27 protein-coding genes are annotated in these 19,674 nt (G+C 29.3%); 15 read left to right on the plus strand and 12 right to left on the minus strand.

Going from position 1 to position 19,674, the window contains the following annotated elements:
- Positions 1 to 7: 7 nt before the first annotated feature.
- The 4 genes from cas5 to cas1b all read left to right on the plus strand — a co-directional run bounded on the left by cas5 (position 8) and on the right by cas1b (position 4,721).
- Positions 8 to 784, plus strand: a complete 777-nt coding sequence (gene cas5 / locus ACPB8Q_RS05475; RefSeq protein WP_423792178.1) for a CRISPR-associated protein Cas5 — start codon at positions 8 to 10, stop codon at positions 782 to 784.
- A complete protein-coding gene (cas3, locus tag ACPB8Q_RS05480) occupies positions 784 to 3,147 on the plus strand; it encodes a CRISPR-associated helicase Cas3' (protein ID WP_423792179.1) in 2,364 nt (787 codons plus the stop codon). The genes cas5 and cas3 overlap by 1 nt, the downstream gene beginning before the upstream one ends.
- Before the next feature lie 9 nt (positions 3,148 to 3,156).
- A complete protein-coding gene (gene cas4, locus ACPB8Q_RS05485; RefSeq protein WP_423792180.1) occupies positions 3,157 to 3,672 on the plus strand; it encodes a CRISPR-associated protein Cas4 in 516 nt (171 codons plus the stop codon).
- A gap of 80 nt (positions 3,673 to 3,752) precedes the next feature.
- Positions 3,753 to 4,721: a CRISPR-Cas system spacer integrase Cas1 gene (cas1b, locus tag ACPB8Q_RS05490; protein WP_423792181.1), complete on the plus strand. Its 969-nt coding sequence runs from the start codon at positions 3,753 to 3,755 to the stop codon at positions 4,719 to 4,721.
- Here cas1b and cas2 read toward each other — a convergent pair.
- Positions 4,718 to 4,981, minus strand: coding sequence for a CRISPR-associated endonuclease Cas2 (cas2, locus tag ACPB8Q_RS05495; protein ID WP_423792182.1), 264 nt, complete (start codon positions 4,979 to 4,981; stop codon positions 4,718 to 4,720). The genes cas1b and cas2 overlap by 4 nt on opposite strands.
- Before the next feature lie 687 nt (positions 4,982 to 5,668).
- Between cas2 and ACPB8Q_RS05500 the strand changes: the two genes are divergently transcribed.
- The 8 genes from ACPB8Q_RS05500 to ACPB8Q_RS05535 are packed head-to-tail and all read left to right on the plus strand — an operon-like array spanning position 5,669 to position 9,897.
- Positions 5,669 to 6,364 carry a helix-turn-helix domain-containing protein gene (locus ACPB8Q_RS05500; protein WP_423792183.1) on the plus strand — a complete coding sequence of 232 codons (696 nt, stop codon included), beginning with the start codon at positions 5,669 to 5,671 and terminating at the stop codon, positions 6,362 to 6,364.
- Positions 6,358 to 7,395 (plus strand): hydroxymethylglutaryl-CoA synthase family protein, encoded by a 1,038-nt coding sequence (locus tag ACPB8Q_RS05505; protein WP_423792184.1) that lies wholly within the window; start codon positions 6,358 to 6,360, stop codon positions 7,393 to 7,395. Before ACPB8Q_RS05500 ends, ACPB8Q_RS05505 begins: the two co-directional genes overlap by 7 nt.
- Positions 7,396 to 7,401: 6 nt before the next feature.
- Complete coding sequence (locus ACPB8Q_RS05510; protein ID WP_423792185.1) at positions 7,402 to 7,806, plus strand: nucleotidyltransferase domain-containing protein; 405 nt, start codon at positions 7,402 to 7,404, stop codon at positions 7,804 to 7,806.
- On the plus strand, positions 7,799 to 7,948 hold the full coding sequence (locus ACPB8Q_RS05515; RefSeq protein ID WP_423792186.1) for a hypothetical protein: 150 nt from the start codon (positions 7,799 to 7,801) through the stop codon (positions 7,946 to 7,948). Before ACPB8Q_RS05510 ends, ACPB8Q_RS05515 begins: the two co-directional genes overlap by 8 nt.
- Positions 7,949 to 7,959: 11 nt before the next feature.
- Entirely contained in the window at positions 7,960 to 8,136 is a 177-nt protein-coding gene (locus ACPB8Q_RS05520) for a HepT-like ribonuclease domain-containing protein (RefSeq protein WP_423793413.1), read from the plus strand.
- Entirely contained in the window at positions 8,133 to 9,305 is a 1,173-nt protein-coding gene (locus ACPB8Q_RS05525; protein ID WP_423792187.1) for a thiolase domain-containing protein, read from the plus strand. Before ACPB8Q_RS05520 ends, ACPB8Q_RS05525 begins: the two co-directional genes overlap by 4 nt.
- A 23-nt stretch (positions 9,306 to 9,328) precedes the next feature.
- Positions 9,329 to 9,499: a CooT family nickel-binding protein gene (locus ACPB8Q_RS05530; protein ID WP_423792188.1), complete on the plus strand. Its 171-nt coding sequence runs from the start codon at positions 9,329 to 9,331 to the stop codon at positions 9,497 to 9,499.
- Between the two features lie 2 nt (positions 9,500 to 9,501).
- On the plus strand, positions 9,502 to 9,897 hold the full coding sequence (locus tag ACPB8Q_RS05535) for a Zn-ribbon domain-containing OB-fold protein (protein WP_423792189.1): 396 nt from the start codon (positions 9,502 to 9,504) through the stop codon (positions 9,895 to 9,897).
- A 30-nt stretch (positions 9,898 to 9,927) separates the two neighbouring features.
- Here the strand turns inward: ACPB8Q_RS05535 and ACPB8Q_RS05540 are convergent, their stop codons facing one another.
- The 3 genes from ACPB8Q_RS05540 to ACPB8Q_RS05550 form a co-directional block, all read right to left on the minus strand.
- Complete coding sequence (locus ACPB8Q_RS05540) at positions 9,928 to 11,172, minus strand: ammonium transporter (protein WP_423792190.1); 1,245 nt, start codon at positions 11,170 to 11,172, stop codon at positions 9,928 to 9,930.
- A 19-nt stretch (positions 11,173 to 11,191) separates the two neighbouring features.
- On the minus strand, positions 11,192 to 11,530 hold the full coding sequence (locus ACPB8Q_RS05545) for a P-II family nitrogen regulator (RefSeq protein ID WP_423792191.1): 339 nt from the start codon (positions 11,528 to 11,530) through the stop codon (positions 11,192 to 11,194).
- A 106-nt stretch (positions 11,531 to 11,636) separates the two neighbouring features.
- Positions 11,637 to 12,260 carry an NERD domain-containing protein gene (locus ACPB8Q_RS05550; RefSeq protein ID WP_423792192.1) on the minus strand — a complete coding sequence of 208 codons (624 nt, stop codon included), beginning with the start codon at positions 12,258 to 12,260 and terminating at the stop codon, positions 11,637 to 11,639.
- Between the two features lie 76 nt (positions 12,261 to 12,336).
- On the opposite strand from ACPB8Q_RS05550, the gene ACPB8Q_RS05555 reads away from it, so the two are divergent.
- Positions 12,337 to 13,242, plus strand: a complete 906-nt coding sequence (locus ACPB8Q_RS05555) for a dihydroorotate dehydrogenase (protein ID WP_423792193.1) — start codon at positions 12,337 to 12,339, stop codon at positions 13,240 to 13,242.
- A gap of 17 nt (positions 13,243 to 13,259) precedes the next feature.
- Here ACPB8Q_RS05555 and rpl12p read toward each other — a convergent pair whose 3' ends face one another.
- From rpl12p to ACPB8Q_RS05575, 4 genes are all read right to left on the minus strand, one after another.
- On the minus strand, positions 13,260 to 13,568 hold the full coding sequence (rpl12p, locus tag ACPB8Q_RS05560) for a 50S ribosomal protein L12 (protein ID WP_423792194.1): 309 nt from the start codon (positions 13,566 to 13,568) through the stop codon (positions 13,260 to 13,262).
- A gap of 107 nt (positions 13,569 to 13,675) precedes the next feature.
- The gene (locus ACPB8Q_RS05565; protein WP_423792195.1) at positions 13,676 to 14,692 is read right to left on the minus strand and encodes a 50S ribosomal protein L10; all 1,017 of its coding nucleotides are present in this window, start codon (positions 14,690 to 14,692) and stop codon (positions 13,676 to 13,678) included.
- A gap of 14 nt (positions 14,693 to 14,706) precedes the next feature.
- Complete coding sequence (locus ACPB8Q_RS05570) at positions 14,707 to 15,372, minus strand: 50S ribosomal protein L1 (protein ID WP_423792196.1); 666 nt, start codon at positions 15,370 to 15,372, stop codon at positions 14,707 to 14,709.
- Between the two features lie 240 nt (positions 15,373 to 15,612).
- Complete coding sequence (locus ACPB8Q_RS05575; RefSeq protein ID WP_423792191.1) at positions 15,613 to 15,951, minus strand: P-II family nitrogen regulator; 339 nt, start codon at positions 15,949 to 15,951, stop codon at positions 15,613 to 15,615.
- Positions 15,952 to 16,300: 349 nt separating this feature from the next.
- Here ACPB8Q_RS05575 and ACPB8Q_RS05580 point away from each other — a divergent pair, with 349 nt between their 5' ends.
- A complete protein-coding gene (locus tag ACPB8Q_RS05580; protein ID WP_423792197.1) occupies positions 16,301 to 16,489 on the plus strand; it encodes a hypothetical protein in 189 nt (62 codons plus the stop codon).
- 15 nt (positions 16,490 to 16,504) lie between these two features.
- Here the strand turns inward: ACPB8Q_RS05580 and ACPB8Q_RS05585 are convergent, their stop codons facing one another.
- A complete protein-coding gene (locus ACPB8Q_RS05585; RefSeq protein WP_423792198.1) occupies positions 16,505 to 17,083 on the minus strand; it encodes a hypothetical protein in 579 nt (192 codons plus the stop codon).
- A gap of 252 nt (positions 17,084 to 17,335) precedes the next feature.
- On the opposite strand from ACPB8Q_RS05585, the gene ACPB8Q_RS05590 reads away from it, so the two are divergent.
- The gene (locus ACPB8Q_RS05590; protein ID WP_423792199.1) at positions 17,336 to 17,779 is read left to right on the plus strand and encodes a universal stress protein; all 444 of its coding nucleotides are present in this window, start codon (positions 17,336 to 17,338) and stop codon (positions 17,777 to 17,779) included.
- Here the strand turns inward: ACPB8Q_RS05590 and ACPB8Q_RS05595 are convergent, their stop codons facing one another.
- From ACPB8Q_RS05595 to ACPB8Q_RS05605, 3 genes are read right to left on the minus strand one after another with little or no spacing between them, the layout of a single operon-like run.
- A complete protein-coding gene (locus ACPB8Q_RS05595) occupies positions 17,780 to 18,952 on the minus strand; it encodes an NAD(P)/FAD-dependent oxidoreductase (RefSeq protein WP_423792200.1) in 1,173 nt (390 codons plus the stop codon). It lies immediately after the preceding gene.
- Positions 18,939 to 19,121, minus strand: coding sequence for a 4Fe-4S binding protein (locus ACPB8Q_RS05600; protein ID WP_423792201.1), 183 nt, complete (start codon positions 19,119 to 19,121; stop codon positions 18,939 to 18,941). The genes ACPB8Q_RS05595 and ACPB8Q_RS05600 overlap by 14 nt, the downstream gene beginning before the upstream one ends.
- On the minus strand, positions 19,114 to 19,617 hold the full coding sequence (locus ACPB8Q_RS05605; RefSeq protein WP_423792202.1) for a hypothetical protein: 504 nt from the start codon (positions 19,615 to 19,617) through the stop codon (positions 19,114 to 19,116). Before ACPB8Q_RS05605 ends, ACPB8Q_RS05600 begins: the two co-directional genes overlap by 8 nt.
- Positions 19,618 to 19,674 lie beyond the last annotated feature (57 nt).

Here is a 19,674-nt window from a genome sequence, read left to right on the forward strand (position 1 = left end):
TGTTTCTATGTGGGGGTTAAAGTTTAGAGTTGAAGGAATTTACTTTGTAAGTTTTAGGAAACCAGTTACAACCTCTTTATCTTTAACCTATAAGTTACCACCTTTTACAGCAATTAGGGGGATGATAGGAAACGCTTTAGGAATGCCAAGAGATTCATTTGAGATTCAAAATTGGTTTAAAATTGGAATGAGAATTGAAGGCAAAATAGAGATTGGCAAGGAGATGGCTAAATTCTTAAAGATGATTTCAAGAAAATCATGTTATAGATGTAAGAGTTGTGGATTTGAGAAAATATCTGACTCAAAGCCAAAAAAATGTCCAAACTGTGGAGAAGGGAATATTATAAAAGTAGAGAAGGTGATTTATGATAGGGAGTTTCCATCTTCACCAATGCATAGAGAGTTTCTAATAATGCCAAAGTATTGGATTTATCTTGTAGGGGAAGAGAAGAAAATAAAAAAGAGTTATAATGCCTTAAAAAATCCAAAAAGACCATTGTATCTTGGAACATCTGATGATTTGGTAGATATTGAGGTATTTGAGCCAGTTATAGTAAAAGAAGTGGAAGAAAATAAAATATATAGTATCTTAGATGGGGTTTATGAAAAATGCATACTTGAAAAATTGCCATATAAATTTATCCCAATAAAAGACAGAAAAGGCAAGTTAAAAGAGGTTTATTCTGAATATAAACTTGTCTCTATCCCAACAAAGTTTCCATATTCAACTGAAAAGCCTTTAAAAGTTTGGGATTTTGGAGATGAGTTTATTAGGGTGTTTTAATGATTCTTGCTAAAAAGGAAGGAAAAGCATTTCAAACATTAAAAGGACATACTTATGACGCATTAAAAATCTACAAAGAATATTTGAGAAGAAATTTTGATGTAGTTGATGATTTTTGCAATAGGTGGGAAATTCCCACTGAAAAATTTATAAAAAATACTTTTTTCACTATTTATTTACATGATATTGGAAAAATAACAAAAGAATTCCAAAACAACATTAAAAAAGGAAATAGAAGCAATAAACATCCCCATCCACTTTATGCCCTTTCAATTATAAACAACATTGAGTTTGATTATTTGCTTGATGTTCCAATTGAGGTTTTTGCTATTTTGTCTCATCATACACAACTTTATGATAACTTATATGCTGATTATCAACAATACAAAAAAGGAACTTTTTTAGTGGATGAAATTAAAGATTTTATAAAAAATACTGAAGATGCTTATAATACCCTTGGATTTTCGAAATTTTTTGAATTTAAAGAACTAAAGATACATGAAATTCCAAAGGATGCAAAACCTTTAAAATTATACAAACTGAGAAGAGACCTTTGGATAATAACAAAAAAATATATAAATTCATTAAGCTTTAATGAAAAAATAAAAATAAAATCAATATTTTCGTTTTTATTTTCCATTCTTCAATTATGTGATGATTTTGCAAGTTTAAACTTTAGTGAATATGCAAAGAATAAAGAAGGAACTTTTGATGATATTTTGGAAAATTCAGAGATTTATGTTCCAACCTTGAATATTAAAAGTCCATTATTGTTTATCTTAAAAGATTATAAGCCATACAAATTCCAAAAAGAGCTTTATAACACAAAAAATAAGTTTGTGATGTTATTTGCCCCTTGTGGAAGGGGAAAGACAGAAGGGGCGTTACTTTGGGCATTAAATGCATTAAAAAACTTTAAAAGAAATAAAATCATCTTAGCAATGCCTACGCAAGTAACAAGCAATGCAATGTATGATAGATTGGTAAAGATTTTTGGAGAGGAAAATGTTGGTTTGTTTCATGGAAAGAGTTTTATTAAATTGAAGGATTCAAAAGATATAGAGGATGAAGAGGACTTAGAAGAGATTAGGGATGAAAATTTTAAAGGAAACGTATTCTTTAAACCAATAACAATAACAACCATTGACCACGTTATATATTCTTTTGTTCATGGATTTTCTCATGCAGATTTTGCTTTAGGGAATATTCAGAGTTCAGTTATAATCTTCGATGAAGTCCATTACTATGAAAAATTCACATTAGAGCATTTATTAACACTTTTTGATATTTTAAGGAAAATGGATATTCCCCACTTACTTATGAGTGGGACACTGCCAAGCTTTTTAATTAACTGTTTTGAAGGTTATGAGATTATAGTTGATGAAGAGGGATTAAATTACAAACCTTTTAAACTTGAATATTCAGAAAATCATTTAATTTGTAAAGAAGGAGATAAATGGAAAGTTAATGGAGACATAATCAATGAAATAATAGACAACTACAAAAAAGGACTTTCCCAAGCGATTATTTTAAATACTGTTGAAAGGGCAAAAGAATTTTATAAGGCAATTAGAGATAAAGTCCCAGCAATCCTTTATCATTCCCAGTTTGCTTATAAGGATAGAGTTAATAAAGAAAAAGAAATTTTTAACTTAGAAAAAATGAGAAACAGACAAAACAAGCCTTATGTTATAGTTGCTACACAAGTCATTGAAATTTCTCTTGATATGTCCGTTGATATTATGTATTCTGAGTTATCACCACCAGATGCCCTTGGACAGAGAGCTGGAAGATTACATAGAAAAGGAAGAGATTGGAAAGAAAATGGAAAAGAGTATAAGCTAAAAATATTCTTGCCATATAAACACTTGCCATATAGTAAAGAACTGATAGAAAAAACACTAGACTATATAAAATTTTATGAAAAACCTTTGAATTATAGAGATATTAAGGATTTTGTTGATGATGTTTATAAAGATTATAATTTGAGTATTCCAAGTGATTTAAAGTTATTTTTTGATGAGGCAATATTATTTGGAAGGCATTGGACAGATTTAGCAACGATAGATGATGAAGGAAAATTCTTTAAAGTTAGAGATGATAAATTTATGAAGATTGAGGTAGTTCCAAAAGTTTATTTTGATGAGTTGGGAGAGAATGCATTGAGAGCAGAATATATGGCAAAAATCCCAGTCTATTTAATTTTAAATGAAATAAAAAATGAGGAGGGGTTGATTCATTTTTATCCTTATGAAAAAAGAATTGGTAAAAGAACCAGAAGATATTTAATTTGTCTATTTAAATATACTTATGAAATAGGGTTTGACTACAGAGAGGAAGAAGAGTTTGAAGACATCTTATAGAGTGGAATTATGGATAATTATTTAGAAGATGAGCTTATAATTAGAGGAATTGAGATAAATTATCTCTATGTATGCAAAACAAAGCTATTTTATTTTATAAAAGGTATAACAATGGAACAAGAGAGTGATTTTGTTGATTTAGGAAAATTTTTGCATAGAAAAAGTTACTTTGGAGAAGAAAAAGAAGTTCAAATAGGTAGTATAAAGATAGATTTTATTAGAAATTCAAATGGAATTATTGAGATACATGAAATTAAAAAAAGTAAATCAATGGAAAAAGCTCATATTATGCAAGCTCTTTACTATATTTACTATTTAAAAAAATTAGGTTTAGAATCAATAGCAGTAATAAATTATCCAAAACTTAAAGAAAAGAAGATAGTAGAATTAACTCAAAAAGATATTTTAGAGTTAGAAAAGGCTTTAAATGAAATTAATAAAATAAAATCAATGAAAGAACCACCAAATCCAGAATATAAAAAAATTTGTAAGAATTGTGCATACTATGAGTTATGTTTTATATAAGTGAGATTATGAGTTTCCAGAGCAGCTACAACTCTCCCCTGGATATACACCCATGAGTTATGTTTTATATAAGTGAGATTATGAGAAAAAAATCATTAACAATAATAACTAATGGTTCTCTAATTAGAAAGGAGAACACAATATACTTTGAAAATAAAAATGGTAAAAAACCATTAGCAATTGAAGGAATCTATGATATCTACATATATGGAAAGGTAAATATAACTTCACAAGTTTTAAATTATTTATCTCAAAAGGGAATTGCTGTTCATTTCTTTAACCATTATGGATATTATACAGGAAGTTTTTATCCAAGAGAATCATTACATTCAGGATATTTAGTTGTTAATCAAGTTGAGCATTACTTAGACAAAGATAAAAGATTAAAGTTAGCAAAATTGTTTATTATTGGTGCAATAAAAAATATTGAAAAGAATTTAAGAAAATTTAAAAAATTAGTTAAATTAGATGACTATATTGAGGAGTTAAATAGATGTAACAAAATAACAGAAGTTATGAATGTAGAAGGTAGAGTTAGAGCTAAGTATTACAAGTTATGGGATGAAACATTACCAGAAGACTTTAAAATAGTAAAAAGAACAAAAAGACCTCCAAAAAATGAAATGAATGCACTTATTAGTTTTTTAAATTCAAGACTATATCCATCCATTATAACAGAACTATACAACACCCAACTAACTCCAACAGTTAGTTATCTCCATGAACCATATGAAAGAAGATTTTCATTAGCTTTAGATTTAAGTGAAATATTTAAACCAATAATTGTAGATAGATTAGCCAATAGATTAGTAAAACAAGGAATTATTAATAAAAATCATTTTAGAAATGAACTAAATGGTGTCTTATTAAATACAGAAGGAATGAAACTTGTCTTAAGCTACTACAATAAAGAAATGGAAAAAACTGTTCTACATCCAAACCTAAATAAAAATGTATCTAAAAAGAGATTAATAAGGTTAGAGACCTATAAATTAATAAAGCATTTGATTGGTCAAAAAGAATATGAACCATTAGTTGCTTGGTTTTAAATGATATCATCAATAGGATTTTTTTCTATTCCTAAAATCTCCCTTTTTGGCATATAATTTTTTGGAAATTGATAAATTATTACTGAATCCTCATCTTTATTAATTATTGTAAAAATAGTATCTTTAACTATTTCTAATTCAGATTTAGTTAATTCACCTTCAAAGACACTATTTTGGACCCAATGTAAATACTTCCTTAAAAAACTCTTTACTTTATTAACCCTTGCAACATTTACATCATATACAATTATTACATACATAAAATCATCTTTTTATCATAGTTATCGATAAATTAAAAGAAAATCTTAAAAAAATTGAATTTCCATACCGGGACGGTCTTATTTTAACAGGAGGCACATTTTCAATCTGGCAGATAATAACGAGCATCATAAGAACAATGACGGTCTTATTTTAACAAAACATTTATTTATGTGCATACTTCAATATTATAGATCATAAGAACAATGACGGTCTTATTTTAACAGGAGGCACATTTTAGACATAATAATATAGCAACATAATATAGCAACGTTCTCATATATAAGCTTTTCGGGACAAAAATTTTCGGAGGGTAGGTTTCCCTATTCATTTATATACCTTCGAACTTTTATAAAAATCTTTCTATTTAGTATTATTCCACTAAAAACCGTCTATTCTTAAAAACTAAACTAATTTATCAGGGATTAACCTAAAACTCATAAAAATCTCAGTAAATTATATAATCAAAATATATAAAATATTCAAAATATAAACCCCCTATGAATTTCTCTAAAAATCCTTTAAATTGAAAATAATCTTCTAAGACACTATAAAATCAAAAAATAAAAATTTTTAGCGTGATAATTATCATCTGAATATATAAACTTATGCAATAAACTAAATAACATTCAACAAAAAACGATACTTTTTTATAACTTTACAAGGAATACTACTTAAATGTGAGATATATGGATAAAGTTGTTAGATATATTTTAGGAGATATAGTTCTTTCAGATAATCCTGGAAATGCAATGAAAAAATGGAGAAAACTTTTTAATATTCAACAGAATGAGTTATCTAAACATATGGATATAACTCCTTCTGTAATTAGTGACTATGAAAGTGGAAGGAGAAAAAATCCAGGAGTTAGTATAGTAAAAAAATATGTTCTATCTCTAATTGATATAGACAAAGAAAAAGGAGGGAAAACTGTTAATGCTTTAAAAAGGTTGTTAGATAGAAGTCCTAATATGGATGCTATCCTCTCAATTAAAGAATATCCTAAACCTATTCCAATTGATAAGTTTATAGAGTGTATTGATGGAGAGCTAATTGTTGGTAACATAAATGGTGAAATCTATGGGCACACTGTTGTTGATAGTATAAAAGCTATTTTGGAGATGAGTGGAGAAGATTTCTATAACCTTTATGGATGGACTACTGAGAGAGCTCTAATTTTTACAAATGTCTCATCTGGTAGGAGTCCATTAGTTGCTATAAGAGTTAGTTTATTAAAACCTAAAATTGTTGTTTTACAGGGATTAAGAAGAATAGATAAATTAGCTATAAAATTGGCTGAAGTTGATGGCATTCCAGTTATAAAGACAGAGTTAGAAGTTGATGAACTAATAAATAGATTAAATAATTTGGTGGAAAAATGGTAGGAATTGTAGGTTATGGTGCTTATATCCCAAGATATAGAATAAAAGTTGAAGAGATTGCAAGAGTTTGGAATAAAGACCCTGAGGCAATAAAAAAAGGATTGTTAGTTTATGAAAAAGCTGTAGCTGGTTTAGATGAAGATACTGCAACAATAGCAGTTGAAGCTGCAAAAAATGCATTAAAAAGAGCTGAAATAGATAGTAAAGATATAGGAGCTGTTTATGTAGGGAGTGAAAGTCATCCTTATGCAGTTAAGCCAACAGCTACAATAGTTGCAGAGGCAATAGATGCTACTCCAAACTTAACAGCTGCTGATTTAGAATTTGCATGTAAAGCAGGGACAGCTGGTATTCAGATATGTTTAGGATTAGTTAAAAGTGGAATGGTCAAATATGGTTTAGCTATTGGAGCAGATACTGCTCAAGGTGCTCCAGGAGATGCATTAGAATTTACAGCAGCTTCTGGAGGAGCTGCCTATATTATAGGAAATAAGGATGTTATAGCCCATATAAATGATACATTTAGTTATACAACAGACACACCTGACTTTTGGAGGAGAGAAGGAAAACCTTACCCAAGACATGGAGGAAGATTCACTGGTGAGCCAGCATATTTTAAACATGTTATTAATGCAGCTAAGGGACTGATGGAAAAGGTAGGAACAAAGCCAGAAGATTATGATTATTGTGTCTTTCATCAACCAAATGGAAAATTCTACATTAGAGTTGCTAAAATATTAGGATTTAAAGAAGAGCAATATAAATATGGATTATTAACTCCATATATAGGAAATACTTATTCAGGTGCTGTTCCTTTGGGATTATCAAATATATTAGATAAATGTGAAGGTGGAGAGAAAATATTAGCTGTCTCCTATGGTAGTGGTGCAGGTAGTGATGCTTTTGATATAATTGTAGATGAAAAAATTAAAAAAGTTAAGGATAGAGCTAAAAAAACTAAGGAATATATTGAAGAGAAAGAGTATATAGATTATGCAATTTATGCCAAATTTAGGAAAAAGATTAAAATGTGACTAAAAATGCTTAATGAAGTTAAAAAAGATTTTGAAGAATTTAAGGATAAAGTTTTTGGTGTATTGATTTATGGTTCTTATATAAAAAATGAACACACAAAAAGAAGTGATATAGATATATGTTTAATTAAAGTGGATAAAGATACATATTTTAAAATTTTAGGAAAGTTAGGAAACAAATATGATATAAAAATCTTTGAAGAACTCCCTCTGTATATAAAAATAGACATTATTAATAATCATAAAGTAATTTTTGGGGATGAGTTAGAGATTTCAGAATACTTTTACAAATTTAGGAAAATTTGGAAAGATATGGAAAAGAGAATTAAAGAAAATCAATTCAATAGTGTCAAAGAAAAGGTTATGTTGAGGAGAAGATTTAATGCAAAGAAAGAAAAGATACTTGGATAAGCTCGAAAAATTTGAAGAGGAATATTATTTCATAAAAGAGCATGAGATAATAGATGAAATCACAAAAAGAGCTTTGTTGTATTCTCTTCAATTATGTGTTGATATAACAATGGATATTATACAAATATTGAAAAACTTCTAAGATATGATATTATTACAGAAGATGAAGCTACTTTATTAAAACAATACAATGGTTTAAGAAACGCAATAGTTCATAAATACGATAAATCAAATTTAGAAGTCATAAAAGAAGGATTAAAAAGAATTGATGAACTCTACAAGATAATTATTAAACTCATTGAATTTTATGAAATGATGGTGAAAGAATGAGAAAAGTTGTTATTTTAGGATATGGACAGACAAAATTTGGGGAACTATGGGACAAAAGTTTTAGGGATTTGATAGTTGAGGCAGGAGTTAAAGCTGTTGAAACTGCAGGAATAGATGGAAAAGATATAGACGAGATGTATATTGGAAATATGTCAGGAGGTTTATTTGTTGGACAGGAACATATAGCTTCATTAATAGCAGATAGTGCAGGATTGAATCCAATTCCTGCAACAAGAGTAGAAGCAGCATGTGCCTCTGGAAGTTTAGCATTAAGACAAGCTATTTTAAATGTTGCAAGTGGTAACTCAGATGTTATTTTAGTAGGAGGAGTAGAAAAGATGACTGATGTAGTTGATGCTACAAAAGCTATATCTTCTGCATCTGACCAAGAATGGGAGGCATTGTTTGGAGCTACTTTCCCATCTCTCTATGCAATGATGGCAAATAGATATATGTATGAATATAATTTAACTTTGGAAGAGTTATCAATGTGGAGTGTATTAATGCATGAGCATGCTTCAAAAAACAGATATGCCCAATTTCCTTTTAAAGTTAGTTTAGAACAAGTTTTAAGCTCTTCACCTGTTGCAGAACCTTTAAGATTATTACATTGCTCACCTGTATCTGATGGAGCAGCTGCTTTAATTATTGCAAGTGAAGATAAAGCCAAAGAATTTGTAAATAAAGATGAATTAATTTATATTAAAGCAACTACCCAGGCATCTGACACTATTGCTTTACATGATAGGGAATCTATAACAGAGCTAAAAGCTGCTAAAATTGCTGGAGAAAAAGCCTATAAGATAGCTAAAATTTCTCCAAAGGATATTGATGTAGCTGAGGTTCATGACTGTTTTGCTATCAATGGATTAATTTTATTAGAAGATTTAGGATTTTGTAAGAAAGGAGAAGCTGGAAAAATTGTCTATAATAAAGAGATTTCATATTCTGATAAATTCCCAACAATAAATCCATCAGGTGGATTAAAAGCTGCTGGTCATGCTTTGGGAGCAACAGGAATAAGACAAGTTGGAGAAATTTACTGGCAACTAAAAGAAGATAAAGAGGTTAAAGATAGACAAGTAGAAATAAAGAATGGATATGGATTAACCGCAAATGTTGGAGGAACTGGTGGAACTGTTTGTATTCATATACTATCAAGAAATTAAAAAAATTAAATTAAGTGAGAATCATGTGCAACTTCAACCTCTACTATAAAGGAGAAAAAATTATGGAAGATGTTGTATTAATTGAAAAAAAAGATAATAAAGTTATAGCTATTGATTTATTTGGAGAAAGGAAAGAATTAGAAGGAGAAATTAAAAAAGTTGATGTAAATAACAACAAAATTGAGGTTGAATAGATATGGAAGTTGTAAGAAGTTGGAGACATATAAAAGAGAGATACAACTTAATAGGAGTTAAATGTCTAAACTGTGGAACTATATACTTCCCCTCAAGAGTAATATGTCCAAAATGTAGAAGAAAGACTAAATTTGAAAAAATAAAGTTGAGTGGGAGAGGAAAAATATATTCCTATTCAGTTGTTCATGTTCCACCTAAGGACTTTGAAAAATTAGCTCCTTATGTTATAGCAATAGTTGAATTAGAAGAAGGTACAAAAATAACAGCTCAAATTGACTGTAAGCCAGAAGATGTATATATAGGAATGCCAGTTGAAGTAGTATTTAGAAGAATAAAAGAAGATGGAGATGATGGAGTTATTGTTTATGGATATAAGTTTAAACCTGTTAAAAACTAAGTAAAAATTAATAAAAAAATTTAATTTTTTTTACATAATCTCTTCTTCTGGATATGCTGGCATTTTGTGCTCAGCTAAATCTAATCCTTTTAGCTCTTCTTCTTCACTAACTCTTAATCCCATTATCATATCTACTATTTTAGCTAAGATAAATCCTAATCCAGTTCCATAAACAATACAGAATATTGATGCAATTATTTGGTCTATTAAACTAACTCCTCCAGCTCCTCCAAACATTTTCATTCCAAAGATTCCTGCCAATATTGCACCAACAACTCCTGCAGTTCCATGAACTGGAACAACTCCACAGACATCATCTAATCCAGCTTTTTCAACCAATCTATAAACAATTGGGACTTGTAATCCAGCTGCTAAACCAATTAATAACCCTCCAATAGGACTTACAACATCTGTTCCTGAACAGATAGCAACTAAACCAGCAACTATTCCATTAGCTGTAAAGAGAACATCATTTTTAGAAGCTATTAATGCTCCAATTCCTCCCCCAGCCATTGCCATTGTTGTTGTTGCACAAACTAACCCAGAAATATCTCCTAAAGCTAATGAACTTCCTACGTTGAATCCATACCATCCAATAGCTAATGCAAAAGCCCCAAAAACAGCCATTGGTATATTATGTCCTAATATTGGAACTGGTTTTCCATTAACAAACCTTCCAATTCTTGGACCTAATGCTAATATTGCCCCTAAAGCTAAAAATCCTCCTAAACCATGGACAACTAAACTTCCTGCATAGTCATGCCATGGAACAATTGAAGCTCCCCAAGGACCTAAATATACAAACAATGGATATAAAAATGCAGTAATTATTAAAGAAATAATAACATAAGCACTGAATTTAATTCTTTCTGCAACTCCTCCAGATACTATTGTTGCTGCTGTTGCACAGAAGACAAGTCCAAAGAACCAGCTTGCTAAATCTAAACCATTATTTGGCCAATTTGAACCTAATATTTTATGCCACCAATCAATATATGCTGAAATATCAAAACCAGAAGATGCTAATATACCACCAATAAACAACCAAGAAACACAACCAATAAGCCAATCAACCATATTTTTCATCATAACATTATTAACATTTTTCTTTCTAACTTGACCTCCCTCAAGCATTGCAAAGCCCCACTGCATCATGAAGACAAGAACACCCATAACAACAAGGAAAAATACATCTGAAGCATTTGCTAAATGCACCAATGCCTGAACAATGGAATGAATATTGTTTGCATTTGCAAATAAATCTGCTGTTGCCATTTGTTTTCACCTCTTCTTATTAAATAGCATTTTCATCTTTTTCTCCGGTTCTAACTCTAACAACTCTCTCAACAGGAAGGACGAAGATTTTACCATCTCCAGGATTTCCAGTTCTTGCGTTCTCACAGATTATATCAATAACTTTATCTACATCCTTCTCTTTTACGACCAACTCAATCTTTACTTTTTGTAGTAAATCCACAACAAACTCTCTACCCCTATATCTCTCTACTATTCCTCCTTGTATCCCCCTACCTTTTACTTCTATAACAGTCATTCCTAAAAATCCCTCCTCAGCTAACGCATTTTTTACTATCTCCAATTTCTCCGGTCTTATTATTGCCTCTATCTTTTTCATATTTCTCACCACAATAGGAATCTATATTCCTTAGTATATAGAAAGCTATTTCCTACTAATAATATAAAGTAATATAAATACCTTTCGCTCACAGGAAGTATATTTCCTACATTTTAAAAATATATTTGAATTCTTTAAATATTTTGTTTTTGTCTTTCTCTAAAAGTTTATCTAAGATGTATATATTACAATTTTTTGAGATTTCTTCTTTATCTAAGTTCCATTTAAATTTTTTAGTTGTTGCAATAACTCCATTTTTTATATTTAGTAGGTTCATAACTCCAAGAAGTTTTAAAAGAGTATTAGAGCCAACAAATTTATTTTTGCACTCAAAAATTATTATTTTGTTGTTATACTCTACTAATAAATCAATTTCTGTTAATCCACTATCTTTGTATTTAACATCTAAGTTTCTTACTACTTTAACATCTTTTTTAGATTCTCTAAAAAACTCTAAGACAGTGTAATACAACCAAAATTCAAATATCATTCCTGGATTTAAATTAGGTTTTTTACAAAAATGTAAATCAAGAATATTTTTTAATTTATTTATATATTCACATTCTTCTAAGGTTAAAAGGACTTTTCTATAACTAACCTTATTTAATGATTGATTAAACAATTCATTTAATGTATTTTGAAATTTCTCACAGGAGTATCCTCTTAATAGATAGTTATTAATTTTTATTTTAACTTCTTTTTCATCCTTTAATCTTAATGAGTTTAACATTGTTATAACTCCACATAATAATTTTATATTAATAAGTTAGTTGTTCATTAAATAAAAAAATTTTGAGGAGATATGTATGTTAAATATTGAGCTTTGTGGAGTCAAGTTTAAAAATCCTGTATTTTTGGCAAGTGGAATAATGGGCTCAACAGGAAAATCTTTATTAAAAATGGCTAAATGTGGTGCTGGGGCAGTTACTACAAAATCAATATCTCTAAATGAAAGAGAAGGTCACAAGAATCCAACAATTGTAGAGTTAGATGATAGTTTATTAAATGCTATTGGATTATGTAGTCCTGGAGTAGATGAATTTTTAGAAGAAATAAAAGAAATAAAAAGTTATCTAAATAAGATGAATACTAAGTTAATTGTATCTATTTTTGGAGAAAATGAGGAAGAATTTAAAGAAATTGCTAAAAAAGTTGAACATCTTGCAGATATTATTGAGTTAAATATTTCTTGTCCTCATGCAAAAGGAGTAAATAAAATTATAGGGCAGAATCCTGATTTAACTTATTCAATATGTAAGGAAGTAAAAAAATCTGTTAAAGTTCCTGTTTTTGTTAAATTAACTCCAAATGTAACTGATGTGATAGAAATTGCCTCAGCTGCAAATGATGCTAAAATTGATGGATTTACAGCAATAAACACTGTTAGAGGTCTCGCAATAGATATAAAAGCTAAAAAACCAATATTGGCAAATAAATTTGGGGGATTGAGTGGAAAGGCAATAAAACCTATTGGATTAAGAGTAGTTTATGAACTTTATGAAAACTTCAATAAGCCAATTATAGGAGTGGGAGGTATCTTTTCTGGATATGATGCTATTGAATATTTCTTAGCAGGAGCTTCAGCTGTGCAAGTAGGAACAGCTGTATTAAAAGATTATGAAATTTTTAAAAAAATAAACAAAGAAATAGAAGAGTATTTGTTAGAAGAAAATTTAACTTTAAAAGATATTGTAGGATTAGCTCATGAATAAAAAAAAAGTTTTTTGATTTATCCAAATAAAGCTGCCAATCCTGCAGCTGCAGCTCCAACATCTTCCTCTTTCTTCTCTTCTTTCTTCTCTTCTTCTTTTTTCTCCTCTTCTGCTGGTGCAGGAGCAGCAGCTGGAGCAGCTGCAACTGGCATTGCTGCATTTGCTATTGCTTCTTCAATATCTACTCCTTCTAATCCAGCAACTAATGCCTTAACTCTTGCTTCATCTACTTCTACACCTGCTGCAGATAAAACTGCTTTTAAGTTTTCTTCATTTATTTCTTTTCCAGCTGCATGTAATAATAATGCTGCATATATGTATTCCATTTTTTACACCTCCAAAGTTGTATTATGTGTTTTTATATTTTTCAAACCTAAATAGAAAAAATGTTTAAGGAGTTTATATATTTTAAATAGTTATAAATAATTTTCGGTTAGAACAAGAAAGCCAAACCAGCTGCGGCAGTTTCTTCTTCTTTCTTCTCTTCTTCTTTTTTCTCCTCTTCTTTTGGTGTTTCTTCTTTTTTCTCTTCTACAACTGGTTGTGAAGATAATTTTTCTTTAATTTCTTCATCTAATGCTTCATCTGGAAGTTTAGATGCTAATGCTAATGCTTGTGCATAAGCTTTTGCTAAGATATCTGGAGCAGTATCTTTACTTACATAGCAAGCTTCAATAGCAACAGCTTTTGCATTGATAAATGCTTTTTGTAAGAGGAGTGGTAAAACTTCCTTAGCTGGATATGCTATATTAAATGCTAAGTTCATTGCTTGTTGATAAGCCAACTGAATATCATTGTATAATTTTTCTTCATCAACTTTTAAAGTATCTGGTGTATAAATAATTCCATCTTCATAAACAGCTAATATATCTAAACCAACTTTAATAGGCTTTATACCCAATTTGTTTAATACATTAGCAACTTCTTGAGAAACTACTTCTCCTTTTTTAACAACAACTTTGTCCTCTTTTATAGCAATTTTACCTTTTTCTATTGCTGCTGGAATTCCTACTCTTTTTAATTCAGATAAGAAAGGCCCTGGAGGAATTCCAGTAGAACCTTTTTCAACTTTTATATCACAAGGAGCAATTTGTCCTGCTTTAACAGGAGCAGGACTTTTATTTTCTTCTAACATTTTGTAGAGTTTGAAAGGATTCATATCAGTAACTAAGATAGCTGCCCCTCTTTCTATATAATTAGCTAATTCAGCTAATTTTGGATTGTTCAATTCTTGAGCAGCTTCTTTTAAAGCTCTCTCTATTAAAGTGTTTCTTGACATTCTTAATTTAACTTTATCTCTTATTTTGTCTCTTATTTCTTGTAATTGAGGGGCTGGAACATCCATCATATCTACTAATGCAACAACAGGCTTACTTTTAATTAGCCCCTTTAATGTTTTTACTTCCTCAAACTTCCAAGGGGCTACATGAGCTTTAACTTTTGTCTCCATAAATTATCCCCTATTTATTTTTTCTTTTTCTTATCTTTGTCTTTTTCTATTTTTATAGCTGGTCCCATTGTTAATTTTACATAAGCATCTTTTATATGGTAGAGTCCTTTTTCATACTTTTGTGCAACAACATTTAAAACAGCTTCAATATTATCAACTATCTGCTCATCAGTCATTTTTTCATTTCCTACTAATACTTGGAAGTAAGGTTTATCTCTTGTGTTTATAACAACTGTCTTTTTTAATCTTTCAACTAATGGTTTTATATTTGCATTTGCTGGAACTGGCTTAGGCATTTTACCTCTTGGACCTAAAATAACTCCCCAATATCTACCAATTAGAGGCATTAAATCTGCCTGAGCAATAAAGAAGTCATGAGCTTTTGCTAATTTTCTTAATTCTCTTTTATTTTTACCAAGTTCTTCAATTTGTTCCTTTCTAATAGCAGTTAATCCTAATTCTTCTGCCTGTTTTATTAAATCTCCTGTACCAATAACAGCTATTCTTGCTGGTTTTCCTCTACCATGAGGTAAGACAACTTCTGCTTTTATTCTGTTTTCAGGTTTTCTCATATCAATTTCTTTTAATGTAGCAATAAATTCAAAGGATTGTGTGAAGTTTCTCGGCTTCGCCTTTTGGCGAGCCTCCTTCACTGCTTGTAAAATTGCTTCTCTGTCCATAGATTCCTCCCTGTTTATTTTTTGTTTCAAGAAAAGAGAAAACAAATATTTGCTAAGATTCTATTATCTTAGATTTTATGTAGTAAAAAGCACACACTATATATAAAACTTTCTATAATTAATATTTGTGGTAATTTATATAATGAAATATACAAATATTAGGTAAGTTATAACCCATTATATTCAATATATTCTTAAATTCTTATTCAAAATTGAAATTATGGAAAAAATAAAAAAATTTTAAATAGCATTTTCATCTTTTTCTCCGGTTCTAACTCTAACAACTCTCTCAACAGGAAGGACAAAGATTTTACCATCTCCAGGATTTCCAGTTCTTGCGTTCTCACAGATTATATCAATAACTTTATCTACATCCTTCTCTTTTACGACCAACTCAATCTTTACTTTTTGTAGTAAATCCACAACAAACTCTCTACCCCTATATCTCTCCACGATTCCTCCTTGTATCCCTCTACCTTTTACTTCTATAACAGTCATTCCTAAAAATCCCTCCTCAGCTAACGCATTTTTTACTATCTCCAATTTCTCCGGTCTTATTATTGCCTCTATCTTTTTCATATTTACCACTATATCCATAAATCTAAAATAATTAATATAACTGTTTAAAGAAAAAAACGTGAGAGGGTCCCCATAGTTGGGGTTCCCCTCTCACAGCGCAACGTTGTTAGGGACTCAGGATACCCCAAAGATGGTTAGCGTTGCGCCCACCCCAATTCACTATAAATTATAACAACAATATAAAAATTTTGCGATTTTAATTTACTAATTTAGATATAAAAATTAAAGTTAATTTTAAATATAATAAAACTAATTTTAATATTGATTATTAAATAATGATAATAAATTATAAATATTAGTTATTACATGATATTATTTACAACTTGAATTGTATTACTACGGTGATAATATGGATGAGATAGATAGAAAAGCCGTATCCATATTATTAAATGCTCCAACAGTAAATGAGCAAGAACTAAAAATTATATTAAGAGAATTAAGGAACTTAGCTAAATATAAAAGAAAAAAAGAAAATTTATCAAAACATGTTAATGAAATTTTGGATTATTGGGCATCTATTGCTTATAAGATGTGTTAAATTTTTAAATATTCCTTATTGTTGTTTTTCTTCTTCTTTTGCTTTTTTGTAAGATTCTTCTAATTTTTTAATAGCTAACCTAACTCCTTCTTCTATTTCTGCATGGAAGATATTTCCTAAATTGATTAATACAATAACAGCCCAGATAACAATTAATATTAAAACAATTCCAGCAATAACTGGAGCTATTCCTGCTAATATTGGCAATGCAAATATATAGGCAATTATTACAACTATTAAGTATGCTAATCCTCTAAAACCTCTTCTATACTTTTTTAATTTTTCATCAGTTATTCTTTCTCCTGCAATTATTGCTGCTATAATATCAGCAATACCATCCATTAATTCTCCAAAATCTTTTGCTATTCTTAAAAATATAAACAACAAAGCTAAACCTATAATTATAGAAATTATAGGTTTTAGAGCAGTTAATCCAAATAAATAAGGATTGCCTAACATATCAGCCAATGGAATAAATACCAAAACCCCAAATAACCAAATTAAAGCAGCTACTACTAAACTTACTATTATTTGTGGAGCATTTTCTTTTAATTTTAAAATTCCTTCTTCATATACTTTTTCAGCAATCTTCATGAATAACACCTCTTATATTTTTTTTATATTTATATTCTTATTTTTTAATGTCAATTTCTAATCAATCTAATATATATAATTTACTGCAAATGAATTCATATAAATATTAAACAGAATATAAAAATATAATGATTCAATAGTATATAATAAATAATTGAAATAAATAATTTAATGAGGATATCTAACATTTAAATAGCTTTAATAATAATTTAGGAATAATGAAATAATAATATAAATAATTTTGGTGAAAATATGTATAAGAAAATAGTTATTCCTACTGATGGCTCAGATGTTTCTAATGAAGCACTTAAGCATGGATATTATATAGCAAAAAAGATGGATGCAGAAGTTTATGTTATATATGTTGTTGATATCTCACCATTTGTAGGTTTGCCTGCTGAGGGTACTTGGGAAATGATTGAACAGATGTTAAAAGAAGAAGGAGAAGAAATTCTAAAAAAATCTAAAGAAATTGCCAATGAATATGACTTAGATGTTAAAACTGAACTTTTAGAAGGAATTCCTGCTAAAGAGATTGTAGAATTTGCTGAAAAGATTAAGGCAGATTTAATAGTTATGGGAACAACTGGAAAAACAGGTTTAGAAAGAATTTTATTAGGAAGTGTAGCTGAAAGAGTAATTAAGAATTCCCACTGTCCTGTTTTAGTTGTAAAAAAACCAAAAAAAGAAGAATAATTAAATTAAATCTTTAAAGTATTTTAATAATTTTGGTTTTACTATAATTTTTTTAATAAACTTTTTTAAATCAATATCATCTAACTTCTCTCCTAAGGTTTTAGCTAATTCATCTAACTCTTCATCATCCATTTTTTCTAAGATTTTTCTATATTTTAAATGAGATATTAGATAATTGTAATGTCTCTCTTTCCATCTATCCTCATAAACTTTGAGATATTCTTCCGACCAATTTTTATTTTTAATGGCTTCTCCAGCCACTTCACCAGCTATAAATCCACAATCCATAGCTAAATATATCCCTCCACCAGTAAGAGGACTTATTTGTCCAGCTGCATCTCCAACTACCAAAACTCCATCAGTATATGTCTTCTCTATTGGCCCAGAAACTGGAGCTCCTCCAACTTTAAACTCTATTGGGGTAGCCTTATCTAATCTATCTTTAACTAAGTTATACTCTAAAAATTCATAAAGATAATCTATTGCTTTTTTCTTTTTGTCTCTAACACCTAAACCAACATTTGCTGTTTCTCCCTTAGGAAATATCCAAGCATAACCTTTTGGAGCAATATCATTTCCAAAATAAAACTCCATCATCTCATTGTTTATAAATTTAACATTAACCATCTCAAACTCTGCACATGAACAAACTTCTAATGGTTTCTTTTTACATTTTAAACCAGCATACTCTGCTATATTACTCTCAACCCCATCAGCTGCTATAACTATCTTACTTCTAACTTCATACTCATCTCCTAAGTATTCAACTACAACAATCCACTCATCTCCATCTCTTTCCAATCTTAGAGCTGTTGATTTTATAGAACATTTAGCTCCAGCTTTTACTGCTCTTATTGCAAGATATTTATCAAAAATTTTCCTTTCTACAACATAACCTTGTGCTTTGTCTTGTCTAATCTCTATTCTATACCCTGATGGAGAAAATAAATATCCTCCAACTATTTTGTTTCTTATAAATTCTTCTTTTGGTTCAATACCAAAATCTTCTAAAAAAGGAATTGCCTCTGCACATCTTACAGGTTCTCCTATCTCTTGGCTTTTTTCAATTAAAAGTGTTTTAGCACCTTTCTTAGCTGATGAGTATGCTGCACAACTACCTCCAGGTCCTGCTCCAACTACAACTACATCATAACTCTCTTTAAGCTCTTTCATTATCTCCCTCTAATGCATTTAAAGGACATATAATTACACAAGATAAGCAGTTGTTACACTTATTTTTATCAATAATTATTGTTTCTTCAATTAGTTGGATAGCTAATCTTTCACAAACTCCTACACAAGCTCCACAATGGCCACATCTTAGAAAATTAAATTTAACCATAATCTCCCTCTAAGAAGTATTTTATATCAATTAAAGAGTTATTTTCATCTAATAAACAAAGCAATAATTTTTTGTATGGTTTATTAGGAACAGGTATTTCTAAGGTTATTGTTCTTTCTTCATTTGGTTTAAGAGTTATAAAATCTGACTCTTTTGGATTATATACATATCCATTTCCTATATCAAATGTAGCATAAACCTTAAACTTTCCTGTTCTATTTCCAAAGTTTTTTATTTTGAATACAAACTTTACAAACTTATAATTTCTCTCTGTATATAAATAAGCTTTACAGTCCCAGACATAAAGAGGTTTATTATATGATATAACAAAAATTTTAGATTTTTTGTTTAAATATTCTTCTGGAATATCTCCAATCTTCCAACCTTGTGATGTTGTTTCAATATAGTAGTAGTGTTTATTGTTATAAGAATAATAATATCCAGGAGAATTGTTTAAAGCTATTCCTACTGTAATATGGTTATTAAACTCTATCAAAGCTACATCATAACCCTATGTTATTAAGAAATTATTCCACAACATTTATAAACTTAG

Origin of the sequence: Methanocaldococcus indicus, assembly GCF_049554935.1 — an archaeon.
GTDB lineage: Archaea > AGJL01 > Methanococci > Methanococcales > Methanocaldococcaceae > Methanocaldococcus > Methanocaldococcus indicus.

Bases quoted from the DNA above. Each gene is read 5' to 3' on its own strand.
- cas5 (WP_423792178.1), top strand. From the start codon at position 8: ATGTGGGGGTTAAAGTTTAGAGTTGAAGGAATTTACTTTGTAAGTTTT.
- ACPB8Q_RS05555 (WP_423792193.1), top strand. From the start codon at position 12,337: ATGTTAAATATTGAGCTTTGTGGAGTCAAGTTTAAAAATCCTGTATTT.
- ACPB8Q_RS05550 (WP_423792192.1), bottom strand. From the start codon at position 12,260: ATGTTAAACTCATTAAGATTAAAGGATGAAAAAGAAGTTAAAATAAAA.
- ACPB8Q_RS05535 (WP_423792189.1), top strand. From the start codon at position 9,502: ATGGAAGTTGTAAGAAGTTGGAGACATATAAAAGAGAGATACAACTTA.
- ACPB8Q_RS05500 (WP_423792183.1), top strand. From the start codon at position 5,669: ATGGATAAAGTTGTTAGATATATTTTAGGAGATATAGTTCTTTCAGAT.
- ACPB8Q_RS05570 (WP_423792196.1), bottom strand. From the start codon at position 15,372: ATGGACAGAGAAGCAATTTTACAAGCAGTGAAGGAGGCTCGCCAAAAG.
- cas2 (WP_423792182.1), bottom strand. From the start codon at position 4,981: ATGTATGTAATAATTGTATATGATGTAAATGTTGCAAGGGTTAATAAA.
- cas3 (WP_423792179.1), top strand. From the start codon at position 784: ATGATTCTTGCTAAAAAGGAAGGAAAAGCATTTCAAACATTAAAAGGA.
- ACPB8Q_RS05540 (WP_423792190.1), bottom strand. From the start codon at position 11,172: ATGGCAACAGCAGATTTATTTGCAAATGCAAACAATATTCATTCCATT.
- ACPB8Q_RS05525 (WP_423792187.1), top strand. From the start codon at position 8,133: ATGAGAAAAGTTGTTATTTTAGGATATGGACAGACAAAATTTGGGGAA.
- ACPB8Q_RS05585 (WP_423792198.1), bottom strand. From the start codon at position 17,083: ATGAAGATTGCTGAAAAAGTATATGAAGAAGGAATTTTAAAATTAAAA.
- ACPB8Q_RS05575 (WP_423792191.1), bottom strand. From the start codon at position 15,951: ATGAAAAAGATAGAGGCAATAATAAGACCGGAGAAATTGGAGATAGTA.
- ACPB8Q_RS05545 (WP_423792191.1), bottom strand. From the start codon at position 11,530: ATGAAAAAGATAGAGGCAATAATAAGACCGGAGAAATTGGAGATAGTA.
- ACPB8Q_RS05590 (WP_423792199.1), top strand. From the start codon at position 17,336: ATGTATAAGAAAATAGTTATTCCTACTGATGGCTCAGATGTTTCTAAT.
- ACPB8Q_RS05600 (WP_423792201.1), bottom strand. From the start codon at position 19,121: ATGGTTAAATTTAATTTTCTAAGATGTGGCCATTGTGGAGCTTGTGTA.
- ACPB8Q_RS05565 (WP_423792195.1), bottom strand. From the start codon at position 14,692: ATGGAGACAAAAGTTAAAGCTCATGTAGCCCCTTGGAAGTTTGAGGAA.
- cas1b (WP_423792181.1), top strand. From the start codon at position 3,753: ATGAGAAAAAAATCATTAACAATAATAACTAATGGTTCTCTAATTAGA.
- ACPB8Q_RS05510 (WP_423792185.1), top strand. From the start codon at position 7,402: ATGCTTAATGAAGTTAAAAAAGATTTTGAAGAATTTAAGGATAAAGTT.
- ACPB8Q_RS05595 (WP_423792200.1), bottom strand. From the start codon at position 18,952: ATGAAAGAGCTTAAAGAGAGTTATGATGTAGTTGTAGTTGGAGCAGGA.
- ACPB8Q_RS05505 (WP_423792184.1), top strand. From the start codon at position 6,358: ATGGTAGGAATTGTAGGTTATGGTGCTTATATCCCAAGATATAGAATA.
- ACPB8Q_RS05580 (WP_423792197.1), top strand. From the start codon at position 16,301: ATGGATGAGATAGATAGAAAAGCCGTATCCATATTATTAAATGCTCCA.
- rpl12p (WP_423792194.1), bottom strand. From the start codon at position 13,568: ATGGAATACATATATGCAGCATTATTATTACATGCAGCTGGAAAAGAA.
- cas4 (WP_423792180.1), top strand. From the start codon at position 3,157: ATGGATAATTATTTAGAAGATGAGCTTATAATTAGAGGAATTGAGATA.
- ACPB8Q_RS05530 (WP_423792188.1), top strand. From the start codon at position 9,329: ATGTGCAACTTCAACCTCTACTATAAAGGAGAAAAAATTATGGAAGAT.